Source organism: Rhodococcus sp. OS5 (assembly GCF_056837585.1).
On sequence record NZ_CM166368.1, the window covers coordinates 695,351 to 715,669 of the forward strand.

The following is a 20,319-nucleotide window of genomic DNA, read 5'->3' on the forward strand; positions in this document are numbered from 1 at the left end:
GAAGGGGATTTAGTTGTCTGTATCGCTTGCCAAAGGGCAGAACGGCCCGCTGGACGTCTCGGATGTAGTTGTCTCGGTTCAGCTGGCTGCGGCCGCTGACCTGTCTGCACTCCTCGTGACGAGCAACGGAAAAGTTCGTTCCGACGCCGACTTCGTCTTCTTCAACCAGCCGACCGGACCCGGCGTGCAATTGGTACCCAACCCGGGTGGCATTGCCTCACTCCGAGTCTCACTCGCCGGCGTACCCGCCGATATCGAGCAGGTTCGCGCCGTCATCACGCTCGACGACGCTTCGTCGAACTTCGGGCGCACTGCTGCACCGACCGCTCGGGTCTCCGATGCGGCCGGGAACGTGTTGTACGAGTACGTGATCGACGGCCTCACCACCGAGTCCATCGTCATCGCGCTCGAGGTGTACCGACGCCAGGGTGCGTGGAAGGTGCGCGCCGTCGGCCAGGGGTACGCGGGTGGATTTGCCGCGCTGGTCACCGATCACGGTGTGTCCGTCGACGATGCACCACCGCCGCCTCCCACTCCGGTCGCGGCTCCGGCGCCGATCACCCCGCCCTCGTCCGTCGCTCCTACACCGCCGGCGTACAACCAGCCGCAGCAGCAGCCTTCGTACAACGCGCCGCCGGTTCCGCCGGCCCCGCCCGCGTACAACCAGCCGCCTGCCTACAACCAGGGACCGACGCCGCCGGCCTACCCGCCGGCGCAGCAGCCTGCGTACAACCAGCAGCCGACGTACAACCAGCAGCCGACGTACAACCAGGCACCCCCGGCGCCTCCCGTGCAGAACCAGCCGCCGGCGCAGCAGCCCGAGGTGAGCCTGGTCAAGGGACGCCCCGTCAGCCTGACCAAGGGCCAGAAGGTCACACTCCGCAAGGAGGGCGGCGTCGCGCTCACCATGATCCAGATGGGTCTGGGTTGGGATCCGATCAAGAAGAGCGGCCTGTTCGGAAGCCGTACCGCCGACGTCGACCTCGACGCTTCGGCACTCCTGTACGCCGACGGCAACCTCGTCGACGTCTGCTACTACGGTCAGTTGACGTCCAAGGACGGCTCGGTCCGTCACATGGGTGACAACCTGACCGGCGACGGAGACGGCGACGACGAGGTCATGCTCGTCGATCTGCAGCGGGTCCCGGCTCACGTGACCACCGTGATCTTCACCGTGACCTCGTACCGCGGACACACGTTCGAGCAGGTCTCCAACGCTTTCTGCCGTCTCGTGGACAGCACCACCAACTCCGAGCTCGCTCGATACACGCTCCAGGGCGGCATGGCTTTCACCGGAATGGTGATGGCAAAGGTGTACCGCGTGAACGGTGAATGGAAGCTGCAGGCCATCGGTGAAGGTATCCAGGCCAAGCACGCAGGAGAAGCTGCGCCGCAGCTGGGCCGTTTCCTCACTGCTTGAGTCGAGACTGCATAGTCGAGATGAATCCGGTTCGGCGGTAGGTGATTTCGATCGCCGTCCGTCGAACCGGACATCGTTTCACCCTCTGTGCGTTAACCTCATGCGGCATGTCGAGCCGTCAGTCGAGCGGCCGTGCGCGAGAGGACTTGGCACAGTAGATGATCATTCGAGGGAAACTTCTCGGTCGGGCGGCGGCCGTCGCAGGCGTTGTGCTGGCGCTCGTGAGCACCGGAATCGCGCAGGCTTCGGTGCCGCAGTCGGAAACGCTGTCAGGTGTATCCGGCACCGGGATCAAGTACGTCGCCCTCGGTGACTCCCGCGCCTCCGGTCCAAGGCTGGAACCGATGTACCCCGACGCCTGTTCGCGTTCGTACGAGAACTTCGCGGGCAAGATCTCTCGGGCACTCGAGGTCGCGGAGTTCGCCGACGTCTCTTGCAGCGCGGCACGCGCCGAGAACATCATCGACACTCCACAGCTGATTCCGAACTACTGGCCTGTCCAACTCGATGCCGTTCACCCGGACACCGACCTGATCACCATCTCGATCGGCGGCAACGACTCCAACAGCATCTTCCTCGGTCCCCTGTGCGTCGCTCCGGGGCCAGGAACCGATCGTGGATGCCGGTACGACCCGCTCGCGAATTCCGTAGCCCAATCCGGAATCGACCGGGCTGCCGGAGAATTGGATCGCATCCTGACTGCGGTCACGCAGCGCGCGCCTGACGCTCGCATCTACCTGATCGGTGAGGGCGGCATGATCTCCTCTCGCGGATGCTGGCCGAACATTCCGTTCTCAGACGCCGACGCATCCTGGTTCATGGACTACTTCGCTCGCTACAACACGAAGTTCGACGAGGTCGCCCACGCCCACGGTGTGCGCACTGTCGACATTGCGGCGGCGAGCATCGCCGGCGGGCACGACGCATGTGCGAGTGCAGATCAGCGTTGGTTCGAAGGCCTGTTCTCGGAGTCGACGGCGCAGCGCTTGCACTTCACGGACGCCGGGATGACCGCGGTCGCCGATCTAGTGGTGGCGGATCTGCAAGGCTGACCGAGAGAGCCCGGTCATGGCATAGTTCGCTGCTGTGGGTATGACTTTTGTTCCCGGACAGAACGCGCCGCTGCAGGCGCCCGTGGTGACGTTTCGAGCCGAGAGCCAGACGCCGTTCGACGTGTCGGCGCTGGTAGCGGACGCGAACCTGCGGGCATTGACGTCCGCGGACTTCGTGTTCTACAACCAACCATCCACCGCTGGAGTGCAACTCGACCAGAGCGGCATCCGGGTGGAACTCGATCGACTTCACCCCGATGCCGCGGCCGTGTTGTGCATCGTCAGCGTGGATCCGGCAGCGACGGCCGCGGGCGCCTTTCGCACGGCCGGGCTCTCCGCCACCCTGAGCGATCAATCCGGTTCGGTCCTGGCCGAATTCGCGATCCCCACCGCAGGTACCGAGACAGCGGTCATCTGCTGGGAGCTGTACCGAAAGTCCAGTGCCTGGAAGATTCGGGCCGTAGGGCAGGGCTATGCGGGTGGTCTGGCGGAACTGATCTCGGTGCACGGCGTCGAGGTGGACGACGAGCCGGCACAACCAGGCCCGACAGCTGCGCCCGAGTGGGACTCCGCCGTGGAGCCGTTGGAGGTGGGCCGCGGCCTCGAGCGTGCGTGGATGATCTTCGAGGACGCCTCGCGTTCTGCCGCTTCCTTCGTCTCCAGCAGCGAGTACGCGCTTGCCCGTTTGGACGAGGATCTGACCGCAGCCGTCGCAGATCCGTCGTTGCGGAACTCGGCAGCGGGAGTGGCGGCGCGCGATGCCGCACAGAAGCGTCACGACGACCTCGTCTCACTCGCGCGGGACAATCACGCCCGCGACAGCGCTCAGCTTGCGCACGAACTCGGCGTGATCGACGGCGTGCTCCCACGGTCGATGGCGTCGTGGAAGTCGGTGTCCTGGGCGGGTACAACCGATCCGGCTCAGATCACGGCCGTCAGCGACGGAATGCGTCTTGGCGAGCTGTCGGCTCCGGACCGCGGCACACTCACCGTTCCCTACTGCGTCCCGTTGCCACTGCGCCGGCCGATCTGGGTGGACAGCACGTCGAGCAAAGCAGCGCTCGGTCTGATCAGTGCCGTCACCGTGCGCGTCATGGCCGCCGGCCCGATGCCGCTACTCGACGTCGTCGACCTGACCGGCTCGCTCACGCCACTGACCGACCGACTGGCACCGATGCTCGCGGGGCCGGTCATCACCGCTCACACCGAGATCTCGGCGCGCTTGCGGGCACTGGCCGAGGCCGTCGACATGGGCGAACTCGCGCGAATGAGTGGTGTCGCAGATGGCCCGAGTTCCCTGCGCCTGTTGATCCTCAGCGATTTCCCGCACGGATATTCCGCCGAAGACGCACAGACCATCATGTTCCTCGCCGAACGCGGACCGGCAATCGGTTTGTCGATACTGATTGTCGGAGAGGACGAGTCGAACTTCGCGGAAGAATCCGTCGCCGCGCTGTCCGAGGGGTGCCAACATCTTTCGGCAGCAGGGCAGACGGAGGTTCACGATCCGTGGACCCGCACGCAATGGCACTTCACCCCGGACGTGCTCGACCCGATCTCCGAGTCGCGAATTCTGGCAGTGTTCGACCGCACCTAGCGGCCGATGGCGGATTGCCGAGCGCACAGGCAGAGTGGTGGTACGACCACGCGCGGTGTGTGGCGGCAATACTCGAGGAGACTCATGGCATTCTGGGATCAGTTGAAGGCTAAGGCTCAGGAGATGAACGGCCAGCTCAAGACAAAGACCAGCCAGTTCCAGAACAAGGAATTCAAGAACGCGAGCATGGCAATGTGCGCGTTGATCGCCGCCGCAGACGGTTCGATCGATCCGTCGGAGCGTCAGAAGACCGCCGCGCTGATCATGAGCAACGAGTCGCTCGCGGTCTTCCCGCCGGACGAGCTTCGTGAGCAGTTCGACTGGTACTGCAGCAAGCTGTCCTCGGACTACGAGTTCGGCAAGGTCGAGGCAACCGCGACCATCGCCAAGCTCAAGTCGAAGCAGGATCAGGCCCGCGCAGTCATCCAGATCGGCATCATCATCGGCGGCGCGGACGGCAACTTCGACGAGCACGAGCGCGGCGTCGTACGCGACATGTGTTTTGCAGTCGGAATCTCTCCGGCCGAGTTCGATCTCTGATCGATTCAGAGCATGAAAGCGGGTGCGGCGCGAAAGCGCTGCACCCGCTCTTCTTTTCAGTACTCGGGATAACCGTCCTCGGGTCCCAGCATGCGCTCGATCCTCGTCCGCGTGATCTTGGCGAGCTCGTCGACGCAGACCTTGCGCTCGACGGACCGTTCGTTGGACATGCGCTGGCCGATGTTCTCGAGCAGGTCGTCGGCGTCGTGGCCGTGCGAACACCACAGATACCGGAAGCCGAAGTTCCGCTCGTACTCCTCGCCGGCGCGATAGATGGTTGCCATGACGGCGTCGTCCGGAACCCAGATCGAGCATTGCTCGAGGTGGGACGGCACGCTGTTCCTACGGACGCCGACCGGTGGATGGCATTGCAGGGCGCGTTCGACGTCGACGTCCGAGAGGTTGAGAATCGCGTCCTCGGCGCGCGAGAGGATCTCCGCGTGATCGGCGAACGGACGTCCGTCGCTGACCCACCCGGCCCACGTCAGCGAGCAGCAGCACTCGAACAATGCGTGAACTGCCTTCTGCCGCGGTAGTTCGTTGAAGCGCTCCAACCCGATCGATTGATGTAGCAGCATGTGACCTCCCGGCCCGTTGTGCCTTCAGGCGCGCTCGACATGCCGCGCGGTAACCAGATGCGCGGCCATATCGATAATCCGCCGCTTCACCTGGGAAAGGAAGGTTTGCTCCCCGAGTTTTCAGGTTCTTAACGCGGCGTAACGAGCTGACCGACACGGTCTCCACCCGACAAGGTTCGCTGACGAAGCCGACTCAACCGGGCGCCGATGACCACAGGAGATGGCGAGCAATCTGTCCCGAAAAGAGGCCAATCAACGTTGCGTCTGATGCAACTTCACGGAGATCGGTTGGCGATCCCGCCGTCTCCGAAAGGCGACCAGCGGCTTGACAGGGTCGGCTCTCGTTTGAGGCTCTCGGCGTCGGCCCCTGCAATGGGCAGGGAGTGTGTCTCGTTCGCTGGCAGTCGTGGAGGCTCCGCGCGAGTTCGCGGTTGGCTCGATTTTGTATCGGGCCGTAGATGTCATATCAAGAATCTATGAGGTCGAGGGTGGATACGGTGGGCGAGCGGAGGGGGATGTGGATCGTCGCCGCATTGTCGATACTTGCTCTGGCAGCACTCATCTGCGCGGTGGTGACGTTCAGCATTGCTGTGCAGTCGATCTCCGGTGGTATGGGTCCTGCTGTCGAAGCGAGGGTGCTGGACGTGGAGGACGGTGCCACGCTGGGCCGTTGTGTGCATCCGCGCACCTATACGGTGGGATGGGCGCAGGACGAGGTGGACCACATCGAATCGTTCGTCGAGTGCTCCAGCGCGCACGAATACGCTGTGGGGCAGACGGTCAGGTTGTGGCGGGGTTCGAGTGGTCACTTGGTCGGATCGAGTCCGACGCTGATCGTGGCTTTGAGCAGTTCGCTGTCATTGGCGACGGGAGCGTTGGCGGTTTTCTCCGGGCGGAAGGCAGTTCGGGCGTGGCCGGCTCGACGGAAGGGGCGTAGTGATGTGGGGACGTTGAACATGTGAGTCCGTATGGCGGCGGCGGTGGCAGGGAAACCGGAATTTCACGTAACCGTCCTCGCGGCTACGCCATTCGAACGCAAGTAGCTCGGCGATTCTTTTTGTGGGGCGACGCAAGCGCTCGCTGCCTCGGAAGTAGCTCGTAGACGTCACGATCTTCCACGGTTTATCTGCGCCGTTGGTGTGTGAACGGCGAACTCTCCATGAGGTGCCGTGACTCACTCAGAGGTTTTCGTCCTGGACGACGGGTATTGATTGTTCGATGTAGTCGGCGTCGGGCGTCGCGTCGACGGCTGCGGGTACGCGGTCGTTTTCCATGGCGGTGGTCCTTACTGTGCGGTGTGTCCTTCTGGCTGTGCGGATTTCAGTGTTGTTTGCGCGTTGTCGCGGCGTAGTGCTGCGGTGCTGTCCTCGAGTTCGAGGACCCGCCTGATGCCGACGAGGTTGATGCCGCCGGCGATGGGGTGTTGCTCACCAGGCTCGCGGCGGGCACCCTCGAAGCTGCAGCGCCGGCCCCGCCGATCATGTTGCCTCGCTACTCGTATCGGGTTCCGGTGATGCGGCCTCGAGCCACTCAACGCTCCCCTCCGTTGCAATTGAAGTGAAGGAACACTGCGCGATTCGAATACTGCACGGCCCGTCGACCTCCCCGGTTGTCACTGATCCGGAGCAACAACGCATTCGAGGAGGCTTCAGATGATTGCTGGGGTGGGATTCGGTGGCTTCCATTGCCGTGGGAATGGCGGATAGCGCTCTCCTAGGTGACTCCATGCGAGCTCAAGCGGAACGCAGTTTTACTGACGCCCTGGTGAACACTTCGGCGGCCATGAAGCTCTTACGTCGACTGCTCAAAGGACTGGAGTTGTGCTGAGTGTGATGGTCACCGACAGACTGGCCAGCTACAGATTGGATGCCCGTATCTCTGTCAGCTGCTGAAACCGCAGGCGTCTATGTCACGCGAGCGATCCCTCGAGCAGATCGACGAGAGCATCGGTATGGGTTAGTTGCGGATGGTGCCCGGCACCCGGCAGCGAGATCAGCTTGATGTTCGGAAGTGACTCGAGCTGCGCAACCGCGGCCGGGTCGATTGGGTCTTTGCTTCCTGTGATGATGCGGACCTGGCCACTGAATCGCCTAAGCGCTTCTTGGAGTTCAGCACGCCACCGCTTCGATCCCGCACGGGCGAGATGCTCGGCCACGCTCTTGGAACTGCTTCGCTCGAGGTCACTGAGACTGGAAACGAGAGAATCCGCGCTCGCTTCTGATCCGGTCAGTTTGCGTGAGAGCCGTGCCGGGTCTGCGTGTCGCAAGTAGGCGCGTACGAGCGGCTTCAGTCTGGCCGAGGCACCCATCGGGGCCTGGAGGAAGAACGGTGCGATCAACGTGAGGGACTTCACCTGCGCCGGGAACCGGTCAGCCGCAACTACTGCAGCAGCCGCACCGATGGAGTGGCCGACGAGGTCAGCAGGTTCACCAGCTACTACCGCCGGCAGCCACTCATCCCAGTCCTGAACGCCGGCCCCGCTACTGAGGCCGAGGCCGGGCAAGTCGACGACCCGCCCCTCGATGCCGGCAGCTACCTCTGCCCACGTGTCCGCGTTCACGGGCATGCCGGGAAGAATCACCCGACTCGATCCTCGTACGCCGAGCTCAAATGTCCTCAGGCCGCCGACGTCGACGAATCGACGGTCGGCGGACATGACGGCACCAAACCGATGCGCTGCCAGGTAGTCGGCCCACCGTTCGAGGGACACCAGCACGTCGGGCATCAGGATCCCGTGTCTGTCGGCGAACTCGACGGCGGACTCTGTCGGATAGCGGTCGGCGGACATGAAGGTGAGGGTCTCGGGATCGGCCTTGGTGATCTGCTGCGGGAGCCGTTTGATGACGCCGATCGGAATCCTGACCCGCGGGACCTTCGCACCGAGATGCCGACCGACGTGTGTGAGCAGGTCCGCTAGCGGTGGGGTGTCGTCGTGGAGAACCCAGTAGGCCATGCCCTCAGCAGCGGGATCGACCGCAGCTGCCGTCATGAAGGCCGCCAGATAGTCGACCGTGACGATCGGGAGAAACGTCGATTCGTTTCCAGGCAACGCTGCTGCGGTGCCGTTCCAAATCTGCTCGACTGTGCTGGCCAGCCCGATGTGCTGGTCGGATTCCCCGGTGGCGCTGTCGCCGATCACGCTGGACGGATTGACAATGGTCCAGGGAACTCCGTGCTTGAGGGCTCGGGCCTGGAAGATTGCGTCGGATTCCACTTTTGACGCTTCGTAGGCGCCAAGGTCCTTGTAAACCGCGGTGCGGTGATCGTCGGGCCATGGAACCGTTGTGGGGTCTTGTCCGCCGACGCGGTAGCCCGACACGTGGATCACGCGCTGCAGGTTGGGGAGGTCCTTGGCGAAGTCGATCAGCTTCTCGACGATGCCGACGTTCGCGCTGCGTGCCTCCTGGGCGGTCATTCCGAATCGGTAGGACCCGGCGCAGTTGTGGATCTCTGTGATGAAAGGGAACGCCGATGGGCCACCCGCGACGATTTCAGGAGCGTCGAAGTCGACGATCGTCGTGCTGATGCTCCGCGTCAGGCCATGCTCTCTGACCCATCGCTCGACACGGGCCCCGGACTCGGCGGTCCGAACTGCCGCCGTGACGTTCGTACCAGCCTCGGCGAGAGTCAGGACGAGGTGCCGACCGACCAGACCTGAGGCCCCGAAGACCAGGGCGTGACGGGAGACGTCGCGTGGAGTCATCGCGTTCCGCCAACGGTCTGGCAGCGCTGGTTGATGAGCTCCGCAACGATGTCAGCGGCCGAAATCAGGGGTTGCGTGTTCTGCGTAGCGCGAGAGACGATGACCGCCCCCTCGATCGTCGACACAACAACGGTCGCCAGGGATCGGGCCTCGTCGGGGAGAACGCCGCTGGCCTCGAGAAACGCGGTTGTCAGGGCGATCCACGACTCAAAGGCAGCGGCGCACGCCTGCCGCAGACGCTCGTTCTCCGCGCCCATCTCCAGGGTGACGACAGAGACCGGGCAACCCCGCCGGAAGTTGCTCTCGCTGACGATGGTCGTCAGGGCCTCGATCGCGGCGCGTGCGGCCTCGGCCGCATCGACCCGGGAAATCGCGGCCTCTGCAATCAGCGTCCCGAATGCCTTCGTGGCGAGCTCAATCGCTGCGACGCCCAGGCCTTCCTTCCCGTCGGGGAAGTGGAAGTAGATCGACCCTTTCGGCGCTGCGGCGTGTTCGATCACGGCGTTCAGGCCCGTGCCGCTGTAGCCGCTGGTCTGGATGAGCTCGAGCATGGATTCTGCGAGCCGTGCCCTTGTCAGGTCTCCTTTGGATGCCATGAGTCAACAATAGACCGGTCTACATATTATTTTCAACCGAGAGAATGCATCTACCAACCAGTCTCGTCGTGATCGACATGCGTGTGACCGCCGACGCCATCATCGGAGTGCCGGCGACCTAGGATCCGGCCAAGGCTTCGGGTCAGGTCCGCTTGCGGGTCGCGATCTCGTCGGAGAGCTGCTGAACGTGGGCGGCGTCCGCGTCCCGGGCAAGGGCGACGTAGTGGTCCATGACGGCCGGCCGGTAGCGCACGGGCAACGTCTGTCCTGGGGCGAGTCGTGTCAGCTCGGTGATCGTGAGGTCTTCGTCTGCGATACCGCGGAACAAGATGCCGTCGGAGGTCTCCACGTCGAACATCAGGACCACGCGTGGATTGCTGTTGACCTCCCGCCAGTCGACGAGAACGCCGAGCGCAAGCACCCCCGTCCGCAGTTCCGCATTGCGCTTGCGTGCATCACTGCTCATGAGCGGGTTCGGGGCGACGCCCGGAAAGTCGGGTCCGACGCCGAGTGATTCCCGACTCAGGTCAGGCCTGAGCTTCGACATCACATCGTCGAGCGTCATCTTTGAATCGTTGCGCTTCTTTTTCCAACCGAACATCCTGACCCCTCCATCACAGCGGCGCCGGAATCTCGGCCTGGAGCTTCGCTCTGATCGCGATTGTATGTCGCGGTCATTCTCGATCTCCGTCGCATCGTCCCGTCCACCTGCGGGTCGAAAGGCCTTTCAATCTGCACTCGCGCGTGCGGACAGACTTTTCGCTCACCAGTTGCACGCCAGTCCCTCTTGCCGGTGCAATTTCCGTTGTCAGAAGGCGAAATCCATGAAGGGGACCGAGATTGGCCCCCAGACGCGAATGGAAGGTCGCCATGACGAACGACGCCCCTCACCATCGCGCCCGCATTGGTCGCCCGCCACCTCGGCCACCACAGCCCTGGATGCAGCGATGTTCGACAGCAATCGCGAGCGGGCTTGTGAGCGGTTGTGGGAGTGGGCGTCAACCGACGTGGACGTGTGGCCGGCGGGACTGGTCGGGTTCGGCGCGGCGGAGGACCTCACGGGTCACGGGAGCTGTTTCGCCTTCACCGATGAACAGGAAGCGGAGCAGGTACATGATCGGGTTTCCCTCCGTCCACTCGAAGTAGACGTCGGGAATCACGCCGGTGATGTCCCTCGTCCGCAGGAGAACCGCCGCAATGGTGTTGGGGACGGCCGGGCTGTCGACCCACAGAATCCGGTGCTCACCGCGCTGTCGGCCGTGGACGAGGAGGTCGGTGCTGAATTCGGAGGAGTCCGTGACGTTTACCTCGATGAAGATGATCGACTCGCCTTCGGGGATGTTGCTTTCGGCGCGCTGCTGCGATTCCTTCTGCCGATACTCGTCCTCGTCGAGACGGTCGACGTCGTGCGCCACCATCGCGAGGTAACCCTTCTCGGCTGCCTCGGCGATGAATTGCAGCGCAGTCTCGTCGAGTTCGACGGAGGTTGCCCGAAGTTCGAAGGCTCGCGAGATCCGGGAAAGGAAGGACACCACCATGATCGCGGCGATGAAGAACGACGCCACTTTCACACCGTCTGGACGTTCGAAGATGTTCGCGATCGTCGTGTAGACGAACAAAACTGCAACAAAACTGAACCCTACGAACAGTTTTCGCTGACCGTGCTTACGAGCGGACAGGGCAACGGCGACGGTCGCCGACGAGATGAGCACGAGGACACCGGTTGCGTACGCGGAACTCTGAGCGTCGACACCGGCGTCGAAGTAGATCGTGACAGTGATGGCGATGACGCTGAACACGAGGACCAGCGGACGCACGGCGCGGGCCCACGACGGCGCCATGCCGTAGCGGGGGAGATACCTCGGAACAAGATTGAGCAACCCTGCCATTGCCGACGCACCGGCAAACCAAAGGATCAGGATCGTGCTGAGATCGTAGACGGTTCCGAAGATCTCACCCAGATAGTCGTGCGCGAGGAAGGCAAGCGCGCGACCGTTGGCAGCGCCTCCGGGCTGGAACTCGTTTTCTGGGATCAGGATGGTGGTGACCAGGCTCGACGTCAGCAGGAATCCGCTCATGATCAGCGCCGCCGTGGTGAGCAGGCGCCGTGCGCCTTTGATGCGGCCGCGCGGATTCTGTTCGGTGTCGTGCGGCTCGCCCTTGATCTGCGGCATGACCGCGACCCCGGTTTCGAAGCCGGACAAGCCGAGCGCCAACTTCGGGAAGACGATCAGCGCGATCAGGATCATCATCGCCGGGTTTCCGTGCTCGGTGGTCATGGCGCGCGTCCAGTCGGTGACCAACGACGGCGCGGTCGCGATGTGCCACAGACCTACGGAGATGACCACCACGTTCAAGGCGAGATAGACGGCGACCAATCCGACCGCGATACCGATCGCTTCGGTGAATCCGCGGAGGAAGACCGCAGCGAGGAGCGCGAGCAGAACCAGGGTGACGGCGACGGTGTGTCCGGAGAGAAAGGTTGGAGCAAAAGGGTTCTCGACGAGGTGCGACGTGGCATCGGCAGCCGAGAGCGTCATGGTGATGAGGAAATCGGTGGCCGCGAAGCCGAGAAGCACGAGAACGAAGATCTTGCCGCGCCACTTGGGCAGCAGCTTCTCGAGCATGGCGATCGAACCCTCGCCGTGCGGACTCTCGCGAGCCACTCGCCGGTAGACCGGTAGAGCGCCGAAGAGTGTCAGCAGGATCAATACGACTGTCGCGATGGGAGCCAACGTGCCGGCCGCCAGTGCCGCGATACCGGGTTGGTAACCGAGAGTGGAGAAGTAATCGACACCCGTCAGGCACATCACCTTCCACCACGGGTGGCGCTTCTCCTTCTTCGGCGCCATCCGGTGGGGCCCCAGATGTCCGGCGGGTTCCTCGGTGATGTCCGCGAGCAGCCAGGCCTCGGTGCGTTGTTTCACGGACGGAGCCGTGTTTTCGGCCGGGACCTCGTTGTCGGCTGCGGTCACCACGGCGTCACGGCTTCAGATAAACATCGTTGAGCGTGACAGTCCGCAGGTTTCGGCTCCGGATGATGTCCACCAGTTGCGGATACACGTGGGTCACGGGCAGATAGTTGAGGTGCCCGATCACGATGGCCCCCGGATTGAAGTACTGGTTCGCCATTTGGAGGATGTACTCCTCGGTGATCAACGAAGAATCCGACAGTGATCCGTACCAGAGGGTGGGCACGGTGTAGTCGACGCTCGCGGCCACGGAATCGACTGTCGCGTTGTGCCTTCCGTACGGCGGCCGAAAGTACGGCGCCGCGTCCACGCCGTAGGTGTTGCGCAGGAACGTGCCGTTTTTCGTCAGCTCGTCTGCGATCTGCTGCTTCGACACGGACGTCAGATCCGGGTGCGAGTAGGTGTGATTGCCGAGCTGAATTTGTCCGCTCTCGACCAGCGGTCTGAGAAGTCCGGCGTTTTCGGTCCACGAGTTGTATTGCCCGTTGACGAAGTACGTCAAACGGATGCCGGTGTCTTTTGCGAACTGTGTGTAGAGGCGCACGACTTCGGAGCTGGCTCCGTCGTCAACCGTCAGGGCAAACAGATCCCCACCGCCGGGTAACGCGGTCAACGATCCGCCGGCGGGCAGCGGCACCCGGGCAGACGGCGGTGGAGGCGGCAACAAGGCAGGCGGGAGATCCGGGACAGGGACGGGGTCGGTTGGTTCGTCGGCTGCAGCGATTGCCGTCCCGACCGAACGTGACGAACAAGCGGTTCCCATGGTCACCGCGGCGGTTCCGGTCAGAGTTGCTGCTGCGAGGGCACTGAGGAAGCGTCGGCGGTCCACAGGGCGGAGCCTAGAGCAGATTTGCCCTATTCGGACTTCATTCTCAGCGTTTTTTCAGCCAATGACCAGCCGTGTCCGGTATCGACAGGTTCTACTCAGGAACGGTGGATAGCGTGTCGGCCGTGGAACCGCGACCTCGACACTCGGCAACCAGGCACAGGCGTAGGCGTCAACCGCAGCGGTCGACGCTCTCGGTAGGGCGCAAGCTGGCGGCGGCGTCCCTGTCGACGACGATTCTGGTGGGCGTCGGAATCGGCTGGTACGTGCAGTCGGATCTCACGTCGGGGCTGTATCGATCGGACGCGCTCTCCGCCCTCGGTGACGACGCCGGCAGTTCGCTCGACGGGGATACCAACATCTTGTTGATCGGGCTCGACAGTCGTAAAGCGATGGACGGCAGCGACCTGCCGGCTGAGTTCGTCACCGACAAGCTGCATGCGGGGGACAGTGATGTGGGTGGATACAACACGAACACGCTTATCCTGCTCCATGTTCCGGGCGATGGCGGCAAGGCCAGTGCAGTGGCGATCCCACGCGACGACTACGTCGCGGTACCCGGCTACGGAATGGCCAAGATCAAGGAAGCGTACGGAATGGCGAAGGCTGATGCGGACGCCAAACTCATAGCGGACGGTGTGACGGATCCTGCTGCACGAGAGCAACAAGCGCGTGAAGTCGGAAGACGGTCGACACTGACCACCGTGCAGAATCTGCTCAAGGTTCCGATCGATCACTTTGCCGAAGTGAACCTGATGGGCTTCTACGACGTCGTCTCGGCTATCGGCCCCGTTCAGGTGTGCCTTAACAATCCGGTGCAGGATGACTTCTCGGGCGCCAACTTCCCGGCCGGAGTTCAGACTCTCGATGCGTCACAGGCACTTTCGTTTGTCCGTCAACGCCACGGCCTGGACAACGGGGACTTGGATCGCACCCACCGGCAGCAGGCTTTCATCAGCGCGGTGATCGCCAACTTGAAGGGCTCCGGCGTCATCGGAAACATTCCGAAGATGACGGCACTGGCCGACGTGGTGAAGAAGGACGTGGTGATCGATTCTGCCATGGATCCCGTCCGATTCGCTTCTCAGGCAAGCGCTCTCGCAGGTGGGAACATTGACTTCTACACCCTGCCCATCGAGGGATACGAGACCGTCGACGGCCAGGACGTCAACATGGTCGATCCGGCGCGTCTGCGTAGTGAAGTGTCGCGGATCTTCGCGGGAGGTGACTCGGCATCTGCACCTGCGATGGACACTGCTGTCTCGACCGGGAACGAAGTTGTGGACATCCGCAACGGAACCGCGACGGACGGGTTGGGTGCCGCGTTGGCAGCGGCGATGAAAGCGTCGGGAGTCGAAGTCGGAGAGGTGAGCACCGCAGCTGCGACGGCAAAGTCGGTGGTCAGCTATGGAGTCGGCGCCAAAGCCGTCGCAGAGGCGCTGGCCGAGCAGTTGGGCGTGGCCGCAGTGCCTAACGAGCAGGCAGCGGCCGAATCAGTGTCTGTACTGATCGGTGAGGACAATGCGCAGACCGTGTTCTCGGCCGCTCCGGCGCAGTCGGACTCGTCGGTATCCGCCGGCACCGTTCCCGATACGGGAGCGCAGGGATCACCCATCCGGGCCGACGCGAATGGCGGCATTCCCTGTGTGGACTGACTCTCAGGTAATTCGCACCAAACTCACGCTGACTTCTTCGATCTGCGGGTCTACATTGGAGAAGTCGAACTCAGTCGGGTACTTCACCTTTGGGGTACCTGACTGAGATTGCGTAGTTGAAAGGATCACCGACATGGCTACAACAGCAGCGGTACAGAATCCGACACGCTCACGTGCCAGGACCATGTCCTTGTCCGAGTACGTGGCCGAGCATCCGGCGCAGCGCGTTTTCCCACCGACCAGTGAGCGGGCGGCCAGGATGGCGATGCTCATCATGTTCGCCCTGATGGCCGTCACCCTCGTCGTACTGGTACTTGACGAGGCAGGAATCTTCGGATGAAGGCAGCGGTCTTCGGCTGAGCCCGACCTTTAGTTACTCTTGAGTAATGACTGAACAGAAGAGCTGGAATGCGTTCACCGTCGAGCGCGAAGACAACATCGCCCAGGTGACGCTGATCGGGCCGAGCAAGGGCAACGCGATGGGGCCGGATTTCTGGAGTGAACTCCCCGAAATCTTCGCCGACCTCGACGCCGACCCCGAGGTGCGTGCAATCGTCATCGCCGGTTCCGGCAAGCACTTCTCGTTCGGACTGGACCTGCCGGCGATGAGCGGTGAATTCGGTGCCGTCCTCGCGGACAAGGCTCAGGCAGGCCCGCGCACCAAGTTCCACGACATGATCAAGCGCATGCAGTCGGGCATCAATGCCGTCGCAGATTGCCGCAAGCCCGTCGTCGCAGCTGTGCAGGGCTGGTGCATCGGCGGCGGCGTCGACCTGATCACGGCGGCGGACATCCGCTACGCAAGTGCCGATGCCAAGTTCAGCATCCGCGAGGTCAAGGTCGCGATCGTCGCAGACATGGGCAGCCTCGCGCGTCTGCCCGCGATCATCGGCGACGGACACCTGCGTGAGTTGGCTCTGACCGGCAAGGACATCGACGCAGCGCGCGCCGAGAAGATCGGCCTCGTCAACGACGTTTTCGAAGATGCCGACGCGGTACTGGCAGCGGCGCGCGCGACCGCCAAGGAGATTGCGCTCAACCCGCCGCTCGTCGTCCACGGGATCAAGGACGTGCTCGATCACACCCGCAGCGCGAGCGTGAACGACAGCCTTCGCTACGTCGCAGCCTGGAACGCGGCGTTCCTGCCTTCGCAGGATCTGACCGAGGCCATCACCGCCGTCTTCCAGAAGCGCCCGCCAGTCTTCCAGGGTGAGTAGGAACTGCAAGGGTGAGTAGGAACTGCAAGAGCGAGTAAAAACAGCACAAAAATCCCCGCACATCTTCCGATGTGCGGGGATTTTCGTTAGGCCTGAGAACTCGAGCTCAGTGACCGCCGTTGGCAGCGAGACGCTTGATCGAAGCCTCGATCTCGGCCTCTGCCTCGGCGCGGCCGACCCAGTTGGCTGCCTCGACGTGCTTGTTCGGCTCGAGGTCCTTGTAGTGGACGAAAAAGTGCTTGATCGCATCGAGCTCGAACTGTGAGATGTCACCCAGATCCTGGATGTGATCCCAGCGGGGGTCACCGGCCGGAACGCAGAGGACCTTGTCGTCTCCGCCGGCCTCGTCGACCATCTTGAACATCGCGACTGCGCGAGCCTCGACGATGACGCCGGGGAAGACCGACTCGGGGAGCAGGACCATGGCGTCGAGCGGATCGCCGTCCTCACCCAGGGTGTTTTCGATGAAGCCGTAGTCGGCCGGGTAGCCGAAAGCTGTGTAGAGGTAGCGATCGAGTTTGACGCGACCGGTTACGTGGTCGACCTCGTACTTGTTGCGCTGACCCTTGGGGATCTCGATGGTGACGTCGAACTCCACGCCGATTCCTCGCTGTCGTGTCGGTAATGATTCGTCGGAAGGATATCGGGTCAAGGATAAGGTTGCCTGACCACCCAGTAGGCAGAGCACAGACGGAGGGGCGTTGGCGGGCCAAGGAAAGAAGAAGATCGGCTCGTTGGAAGAGAGTCGACGGCGTAACTTCCGCATCCTTCTGGCGGTCGGTGCAGTGGTTGTACTGGCCGTCGCCGGAGTTGTCGTCGTGAAACTCGGTACGTCGAACGACACCGCGGGCAGCGCGACCGTGACTACGTCGCCTCAGCCTGCGCTCGTGACGCCGTCACCCCAGGTGGTGCCCGTCCCGACGGACGCACCGATCCCGAGCGCGTCGGGAATCGCAGCGGCGATCGGCCCGGCCGTGGCCAACCCGGATCTGGGGAAGTTCACCGGAGTAGTCGCTGATGCGCTCACCGGAAACATTCTCTGGAGCACGGACCCGTCGACGCCGATGACGCCCGCGTCCACGACGAAGGTGCTGACCGCATCGGCGGCACTGCTGAAGTTGCCGCTCGACCACCGGCTGTCCACGACTGTGGTGCCCGGAACGAGCCCCGGGCAGGTCGTTCTGGTCGGCGGCGGTGACCCGACGCTGACGGCGACGCCGAAGGGGCAGAGCGGGTACTACGCCAACGCAGCGCACATCGCGGATCTCGTCGACCAGATCAAGGCTGCCGGTACGCCGGTGAACAGCGTCGTGGTGGACTCGAGCTTGTTCAAGGGCGACAACATGGCCACCGGCTGGTTCCCCGCTGACATCGCGGCGGGCTACATCACCCCGATCGAATCGGTGATGATCGAAGGCGGTCGGTACGACGGCACTCAAGACGAGTCACCGCGTTCGGAAACTCCCGCGTTGGACGCGGGCAAGGTTCTCGCTCAGGCGCTCGGTGTCGATCCCGCCAACGTGAGTCTCGGCGCCGCACCTGCCGGTGCCAAGCCGATCGCGACCGTGCAGTCGGCACCGCTGAGCGACCGGTTGCTGCAGATGATGGAACATTCCGACAACGTGCTCGCCGAGACCATCGGGCGTGAGGTCGCGATTGCCTCCGGAATCGAAGCCTCGTTCACCGGAGCCGTCGACGCGACCGGCAAGACCCTGCAGGCGGCCGCGTTCGACTACACCGGAGTTTCGCTGCACGATTCCAGCGGACTGTCCGTCGACGATCTCATTCCCGCTCAGGTACTCGATCGCGTCATGACGGCTGCGGCCGGTGACGGTGATCCGAAACTGCGTCCCCTGCTGGACTACCTTCCGGTGGCCGGCGGAACAGGAAGTTTGTCCGACCGCTACGCGTCCGGAAACCGAACCGGTGCGGGTTGGGTACGGGCCAAGACGGGAACTCTCTCGACGGCCAGCGCGTTGTCAGGGTTCGTGGTCGATCAGAACGGGCGAGTGCTCACCTTCGCACTGATGTCCAATGACCGGCCGCCAGAAGTGAGCCGTCCTGCCCTGGACGCGATTGCCGGAGCATTGAGGAATTGCGGGTGCCAATAGTGGCCGAAAAGACTCCACAAGATGATGAAGCCTCGGCTCCGCTCGGTGGTGCCGTCGACTGGAGTCTTGCCGCCAAAGCCGGGATAAAACTGGCGCGCGGCGGCCCCGCGATGTCTCGCTACACGGCCGAGACGGCAACCGCAGAACTCGCCGAAGCGTCCAAGCGCGCAGAACTGCCGGTTCGTGAAGTGACCGGGCTGGCCGACGGTCTACCGGTCCCGGCCGCTGACGTGCTTGACCGGGCCGGGTGGATCACGGCGGCCTCGCGGTCGATGGCGCATCTCACCGGCGCCGACCCTGACGGCAGTGGCAATCTCATCGTCGGAAAGCCGGCGGGCTTGCAGGCCGGCGCCATGCTGGCGTACCTGTCTTCTGCGATCCTCGGGCAGTACGACCCGTTCACCGGCGAGCACGGCACCCTGCTTCTGGTCACACCGAACATCGTCTCCGTCGAACGGTCCCTTCGGCTGAACCCGAGTGACTTCCGGTTGTGGGTCTGCCTGCACGAGGTCACTCACCGGGTTCAGTTCTCGTCCTCGCCGTGGCTAGCGGAGTACATGAAGGAATCCGTCGAAACGCTTGGTGCGACGGTGGACGAGTCGATGACCGACGTTGTCGGGCGCCTTGCTGCAGAGCTGCGCTCGCGGAAGGAACCCGACTCCAGTGACGGTGCGACGGCGGGCGGCATCATCGGACTGCTGCGCGCCTCGCAGGCGGAACCTCAGCGTGACGCGCTGGATCGGATGCTTGTACTCGGCACTCTCCTGGAAGGGCATGCAGACCATGTGATGGACGCCGTCGGTCCCGCCGTGGTGCCGTCGGTGGCAACTATCCGCGCGGCCTTCGACAAGCGTCGGCAGCGCAAGTCCAACCCCGTGCAGCGGATCATCAAGATGCTTCTCGGCATGGACGCCAAGATGGCGCAGTACGTGCGCGGCAAGGCCTTCGTCGACGCGGTGGTTCTCAAGGTCGGCATGGAGCAGTTCAACACCATCTGGACCGGGCCCGAGACCTTGCCGTTGCTCGACGAGATCGACAATCCCGACGCGTGGGTAAAGCGCGTTCTCGGCTAGATGCTGCTGCCTGAGACGCCTGCCCTACTGGCGCTGCGACAGGCCGTGCGGGCGTGGACGCTCGCATTCGAGCCACGACGCCGTGTGGTCGTCGCCCTGTCCGGGGGAGCCGATTCGTTGGCCCTGACAGCAGCAGCGGTGGCGGAAACCGATTCGGTCGACGCGTTGATCGTGGACCATCGCCTACAAGATGGTTCGGATGCCGTCGCGCGCTCGGCCGCAGACCAGGCGCTGGCGCTGGGTTGCCGGACCGCGACGGTGCTGACAGTCGACGTAGCCGATGGTGGGAGTCTCGAAGCCGCTGCGCGTGAGGCTCGGTATAACGCCCTACGCGACGCGAGGGCTGACCTCCCGGTTCTGCTCGGACACACGCTCGACGATCAGGCCGAGACCGTGCTTCTCGGACTCTCGCGCGGGTCCGGTGGGCGATCGATTCAAGGTATGGCTGCATTCGACGCTCCCTGGGGACGGCCGCTCCTCGGCCTCCGGCGATCGGTGACCAGGGCGGCCTGCGTCGACCTGGGAATCACGCCGTGGGAGGACCCGCACAACAACAATCCCGAGTTCACTCGCGTACGTCTGCGGCACGAGGCGTTGCCGCTGCTCGAAGAAATTCTCGGCGGGGGAGTTCCCGAAGCATTGGCCCGAACCGCGACGCAGTTGCGTGAGGACGGTGAGGCGCTCGACGAGTACGCCGAGGCCCTACTCCTACGGGTTGTCGTCGACGGGGAAGTGGAAGTGGACACACTTGCCGAAGCGCCCACCGCAATCCGTCGACGCGCTCTGCGCGCCTGGCTGCTGCAGGGCGGCGCAAAAGCATTGACGGACAAACAGTTACGCGCAGTCGACGCCCTGGTGACCGACTGGCGGGGGCAAGGCGGCGTCGCGATCGGCGGCGGAACACCGGAGGCGAGGTTGGTGGCGGCCCGGCGACGTGGCAGGCTGATCCTCGGATTCGAAGACCGACGAAGGGTTTGAC

General features: G+C 63.6%; 18 protein-coding genes. 11 read left to right on the forward strand and 7 right to left on the reverse strand.

Going from position 1 to position 20,319, the window contains the following annotated elements; all coding sequences use genetic code 11:
- Nucleotides 1–13 precede the first annotated feature (13 nt).
- From ACVZUB_RS03240 to ACVZUB_RS03255, 4 genes are all read left to right on the forward strand, one after another.
- Nucleotides 14–1,420, forward strand: a complete 1,407-nt coding sequence (locus tag ACVZUB_RS03240) for a TerD family protein (RefSeq protein WP_475843702.1) — start codon at nt 14–16, stop codon at nt 1,418–1,420.
- Between the two features lie 158 nt (nt 1,421–1,578).
- Entirely contained in the window at nt 1,579–2,472 is an 894-nt protein-coding gene (locus ACVZUB_RS03245) for an SGNH/GDSL hydrolase family protein (protein WP_482628139.1), read from the forward strand.
- 40 nt (nt 2,473–2,512) lie between these two features.
- Entirely contained in the window at nt 2,513–4,069 is a 1,557-nt protein-coding gene (locus ACVZUB_RS03250) for a TerD family protein (RefSeq protein ID WP_052417026.1), read from the forward strand.
- Nucleotides 4,070–4,153: 84 nt separating this feature from the next.
- A complete protein-coding gene (locus tag ACVZUB_RS03255; RefSeq protein ID WP_003941110.1) occupies nt 4,154–4,609 on the forward strand; it encodes a tellurite resistance TerB family protein in 456 nt (151 codons plus the stop codon).
- Between the two features lie 56 nt (nt 4,610–4,665).
- Here ACVZUB_RS03255 and ACVZUB_RS03260 read toward each other — a convergent pair whose 3' ends face one another.
- Nucleotides 4,666–5,187, reverse strand: a complete 522-nt coding sequence (locus ACVZUB_RS03260) for a 2-oxo-4-hydroxy-4-carboxy-5-ureidoimidazoline decarboxylase (protein WP_003941084.1) — start codon at nt 5,185–5,187, stop codon at nt 4,666–4,668.
- A 497-nt stretch (nt 5,188–5,684) separates the two neighbouring features.
- On the opposite strand from ACVZUB_RS03260, the gene ACVZUB_RS03265 reads away from it, so the two are divergent.
- A complete protein-coding gene (locus ACVZUB_RS03265; RefSeq protein WP_136472130.1) occupies nt 5,685–6,149 on the forward strand; it encodes a hypothetical protein in 465 nt (154 codons plus the stop codon).
- A 947-nt stretch (nt 6,150–7,096) separates the two neighbouring features.
- Here the strand turns inward: ACVZUB_RS03265 and ACVZUB_RS03270 are convergent.
- The 5 genes from ACVZUB_RS03270 to ACVZUB_RS03290 form a co-directional block, all read right to left on the reverse strand.
- Entirely contained in the window at nt 7,097–8,890 is a 1,794-nt protein-coding gene (locus tag ACVZUB_RS03270) for an alpha/beta fold hydrolase (protein ID WP_482628140.1), read from the reverse strand.
- On the reverse strand, nt 8,887–9,486 hold the full coding sequence (locus tag ACVZUB_RS03275) for a TetR/AcrR family transcriptional regulator (protein WP_064075730.1): 600 nt from the start codon (nt 9,484–9,486) through the stop codon (nt 8,887–8,889). The genes ACVZUB_RS03270 and ACVZUB_RS03275 overlap by 4 nt, the downstream gene beginning before the upstream one ends.
- A gap of 142 nt (nt 9,487–9,628) precedes the next feature.
- Nucleotides 9,629–10,051 (reverse strand): hypothetical protein, encoded by a 423-nt coding sequence (locus ACVZUB_RS03280; RefSeq protein ID WP_228232423.1) that lies wholly within the window; start codon nt 10,049–10,051, stop codon nt 9,629–9,631.
- Nucleotides 10,052–10,484: 433 nt separating this feature from the next.
- Nucleotides 10,485–12,464, reverse strand: a complete 1,980-nt coding sequence (locus tag ACVZUB_RS03285) for an amino acid permease (RefSeq protein ID WP_482628141.1) — start codon at nt 12,462–12,464, stop codon at nt 10,485–10,487.
- A 4-nt stretch (nt 12,465–12,468) separates the two neighbouring features.
- Nucleotides 12,469–13,287: a polysaccharide deacetylase family protein gene (locus ACVZUB_RS03290; protein WP_058227231.1), complete on the reverse strand. Its 819-nt coding sequence runs from the start codon at nt 13,285–13,287 to the stop codon at nt 12,469–12,471.
- A gap of 122 nt (nt 13,288–13,409) precedes the next feature.
- Here ACVZUB_RS03290 and ACVZUB_RS03295 point away from each other — a divergent pair, with 122 nt between their 5' ends.
- From ACVZUB_RS03295 to ACVZUB_RS03305, 3 genes are all read left to right on the forward strand, one after another.
- Nucleotides 13,410–14,939, forward strand: a complete 1,530-nt coding sequence (locus ACVZUB_RS03295) for an LCP family protein (protein WP_307850468.1) — start codon at nt 13,410–13,412, stop codon at nt 14,937–14,939.
- A gap of 133 nt (nt 14,940–15,072) precedes the next feature.
- A complete protein-coding gene (locus tag ACVZUB_RS03300; protein WP_124568973.1) occupies nt 15,073–15,279 on the forward strand; it encodes a hypothetical protein in 207 nt (68 codons plus the stop codon).
- Between the two features lie 46 nt (nt 15,280–15,325).
- Nucleotides 15,326–16,156 carry a crotonase/enoyl-CoA hydratase family protein gene (locus ACVZUB_RS03305; RefSeq protein ID WP_007727023.1) on the forward strand — a complete coding sequence of 277 codons (831 nt, stop codon included), beginning with the start codon at nt 15,326–15,328 and terminating at the stop codon, nt 16,154–16,156.
- A gap of 106 nt (nt 16,157–16,262) precedes the next feature.
- Here ACVZUB_RS03305 and ACVZUB_RS03310 read toward each other — a convergent pair whose 3' ends face one another.
- On the reverse strand, nt 16,263–16,754 hold the full coding sequence (locus tag ACVZUB_RS03310; RefSeq protein WP_003941181.1) for an inorganic diphosphatase: 492 nt from the start codon (nt 16,752–16,754) through the stop codon (nt 16,263–16,265).
- Nucleotides 16,755–16,857: 103 nt separating this feature from the next.
- On the opposite strand from ACVZUB_RS03310, the gene dacB reads away from it, so the two are divergent.
- Genes dacB through tilS form a run of 3 tightly spaced genes read left to right on the forward strand, consistent with a single transcriptional unit; the run spans nt 16,858 to nt 20,318 of the window.
- On the forward strand, nt 16,858–18,267 hold the full coding sequence (gene dacB / locus ACVZUB_RS03315) for a D-alanyl-D-alanine carboxypeptidase/D-alanyl-D-alanine endopeptidase (RefSeq protein WP_482628142.1): 1,410 nt from the start codon (nt 16,858–16,860) through the stop codon (nt 18,265–18,267).
- The gene (locus ACVZUB_RS03320) at nt 18,267–19,340 is read left to right on the forward strand and encodes a zinc-dependent metalloprotease (protein ID WP_019746776.1); all 1,074 of its coding nucleotides are present in this window, start codon (nt 18,267–18,269) and stop codon (nt 19,338–19,340) included. The genes dacB and ACVZUB_RS03320 overlap by 1 nt, the downstream gene beginning before the upstream one ends.
- Complete coding sequence (gene tilS / locus ACVZUB_RS03325; protein ID WP_007727016.1) at nt 19,341–20,318, forward strand: tRNA lysidine(34) synthetase TilS; 978 nt, start codon at nt 19,341–19,343, stop codon at nt 20,316–20,318.
- Nucleotide 20,319: the final 1 nt, after the last annotated feature.

Excerpts from the sequence above, each read along its gene's own strand:
- ACVZUB_RS03245 (WP_482628139.1), top strand. The coding sequence starts at position 1,579 with ATGATCATTCGAGGGAAACTTCTCGGTCGGGCGGCGGCCGTCGCAGGC.
- ACVZUB_RS03250 (WP_052417026.1), top strand. The coding sequence starts at position 2,513 with ATGACTTTTGTTCCCGGACAGAACGCGCCGCTGCAGGCGCCCGTGGTG.
- ACVZUB_RS03255 (WP_003941110.1), top strand. The coding sequence starts at position 4,154 with ATGGCATTCTGGGATCAGTTGAAGGCTAAGGCTCAGGAGATGAACGGC.
- ACVZUB_RS03260 (WP_003941084.1), bottom strand. The coding sequence starts at position 5,187 with ATGCTGCTACATCAATCGATCGGGTTGGAGCGCTTCAACGAACTACCG.
- ACVZUB_RS03270 (WP_482628140.1), bottom strand. The coding sequence starts at position 8,890 with ATGACTCCACGCGACGTCTCCCGTCACGCCCTGGTCTTCGGGGCCTCA.
- ACVZUB_RS03275 (WP_064075730.1), bottom strand. The coding sequence starts at position 9,486 with ATGGCATCCAAAGGAGACCTGACAAGGGCACGGCTCGCAGAATCCATG.
- ACVZUB_RS03280 (WP_228232423.1), bottom strand. The coding sequence starts at position 10,051 with ATGACGCTCGACGATGTGATGTCGAAGCTCAGGCCTGACCTGAGTCGG.
- ACVZUB_RS03300 (WP_124568973.1), top strand. The coding sequence starts at position 15,073 with ATGGCTACAACAGCAGCGGTACAGAATCCGACACGCTCACGTGCCAGG.
- ACVZUB_RS03305 (WP_007727023.1), top strand. The coding sequence starts at position 15,326 with ATGACTGAACAGAAGAGCTGGAATGCGTTCACCGTCGAGCGCGAAGAC.
- tilS (WP_007727016.1), top strand. The coding sequence starts at position 19,341 with ATGCTGCTGCCTGAGACGCCTGCCCTACTGGCGCTGCGACAGGCCGTG.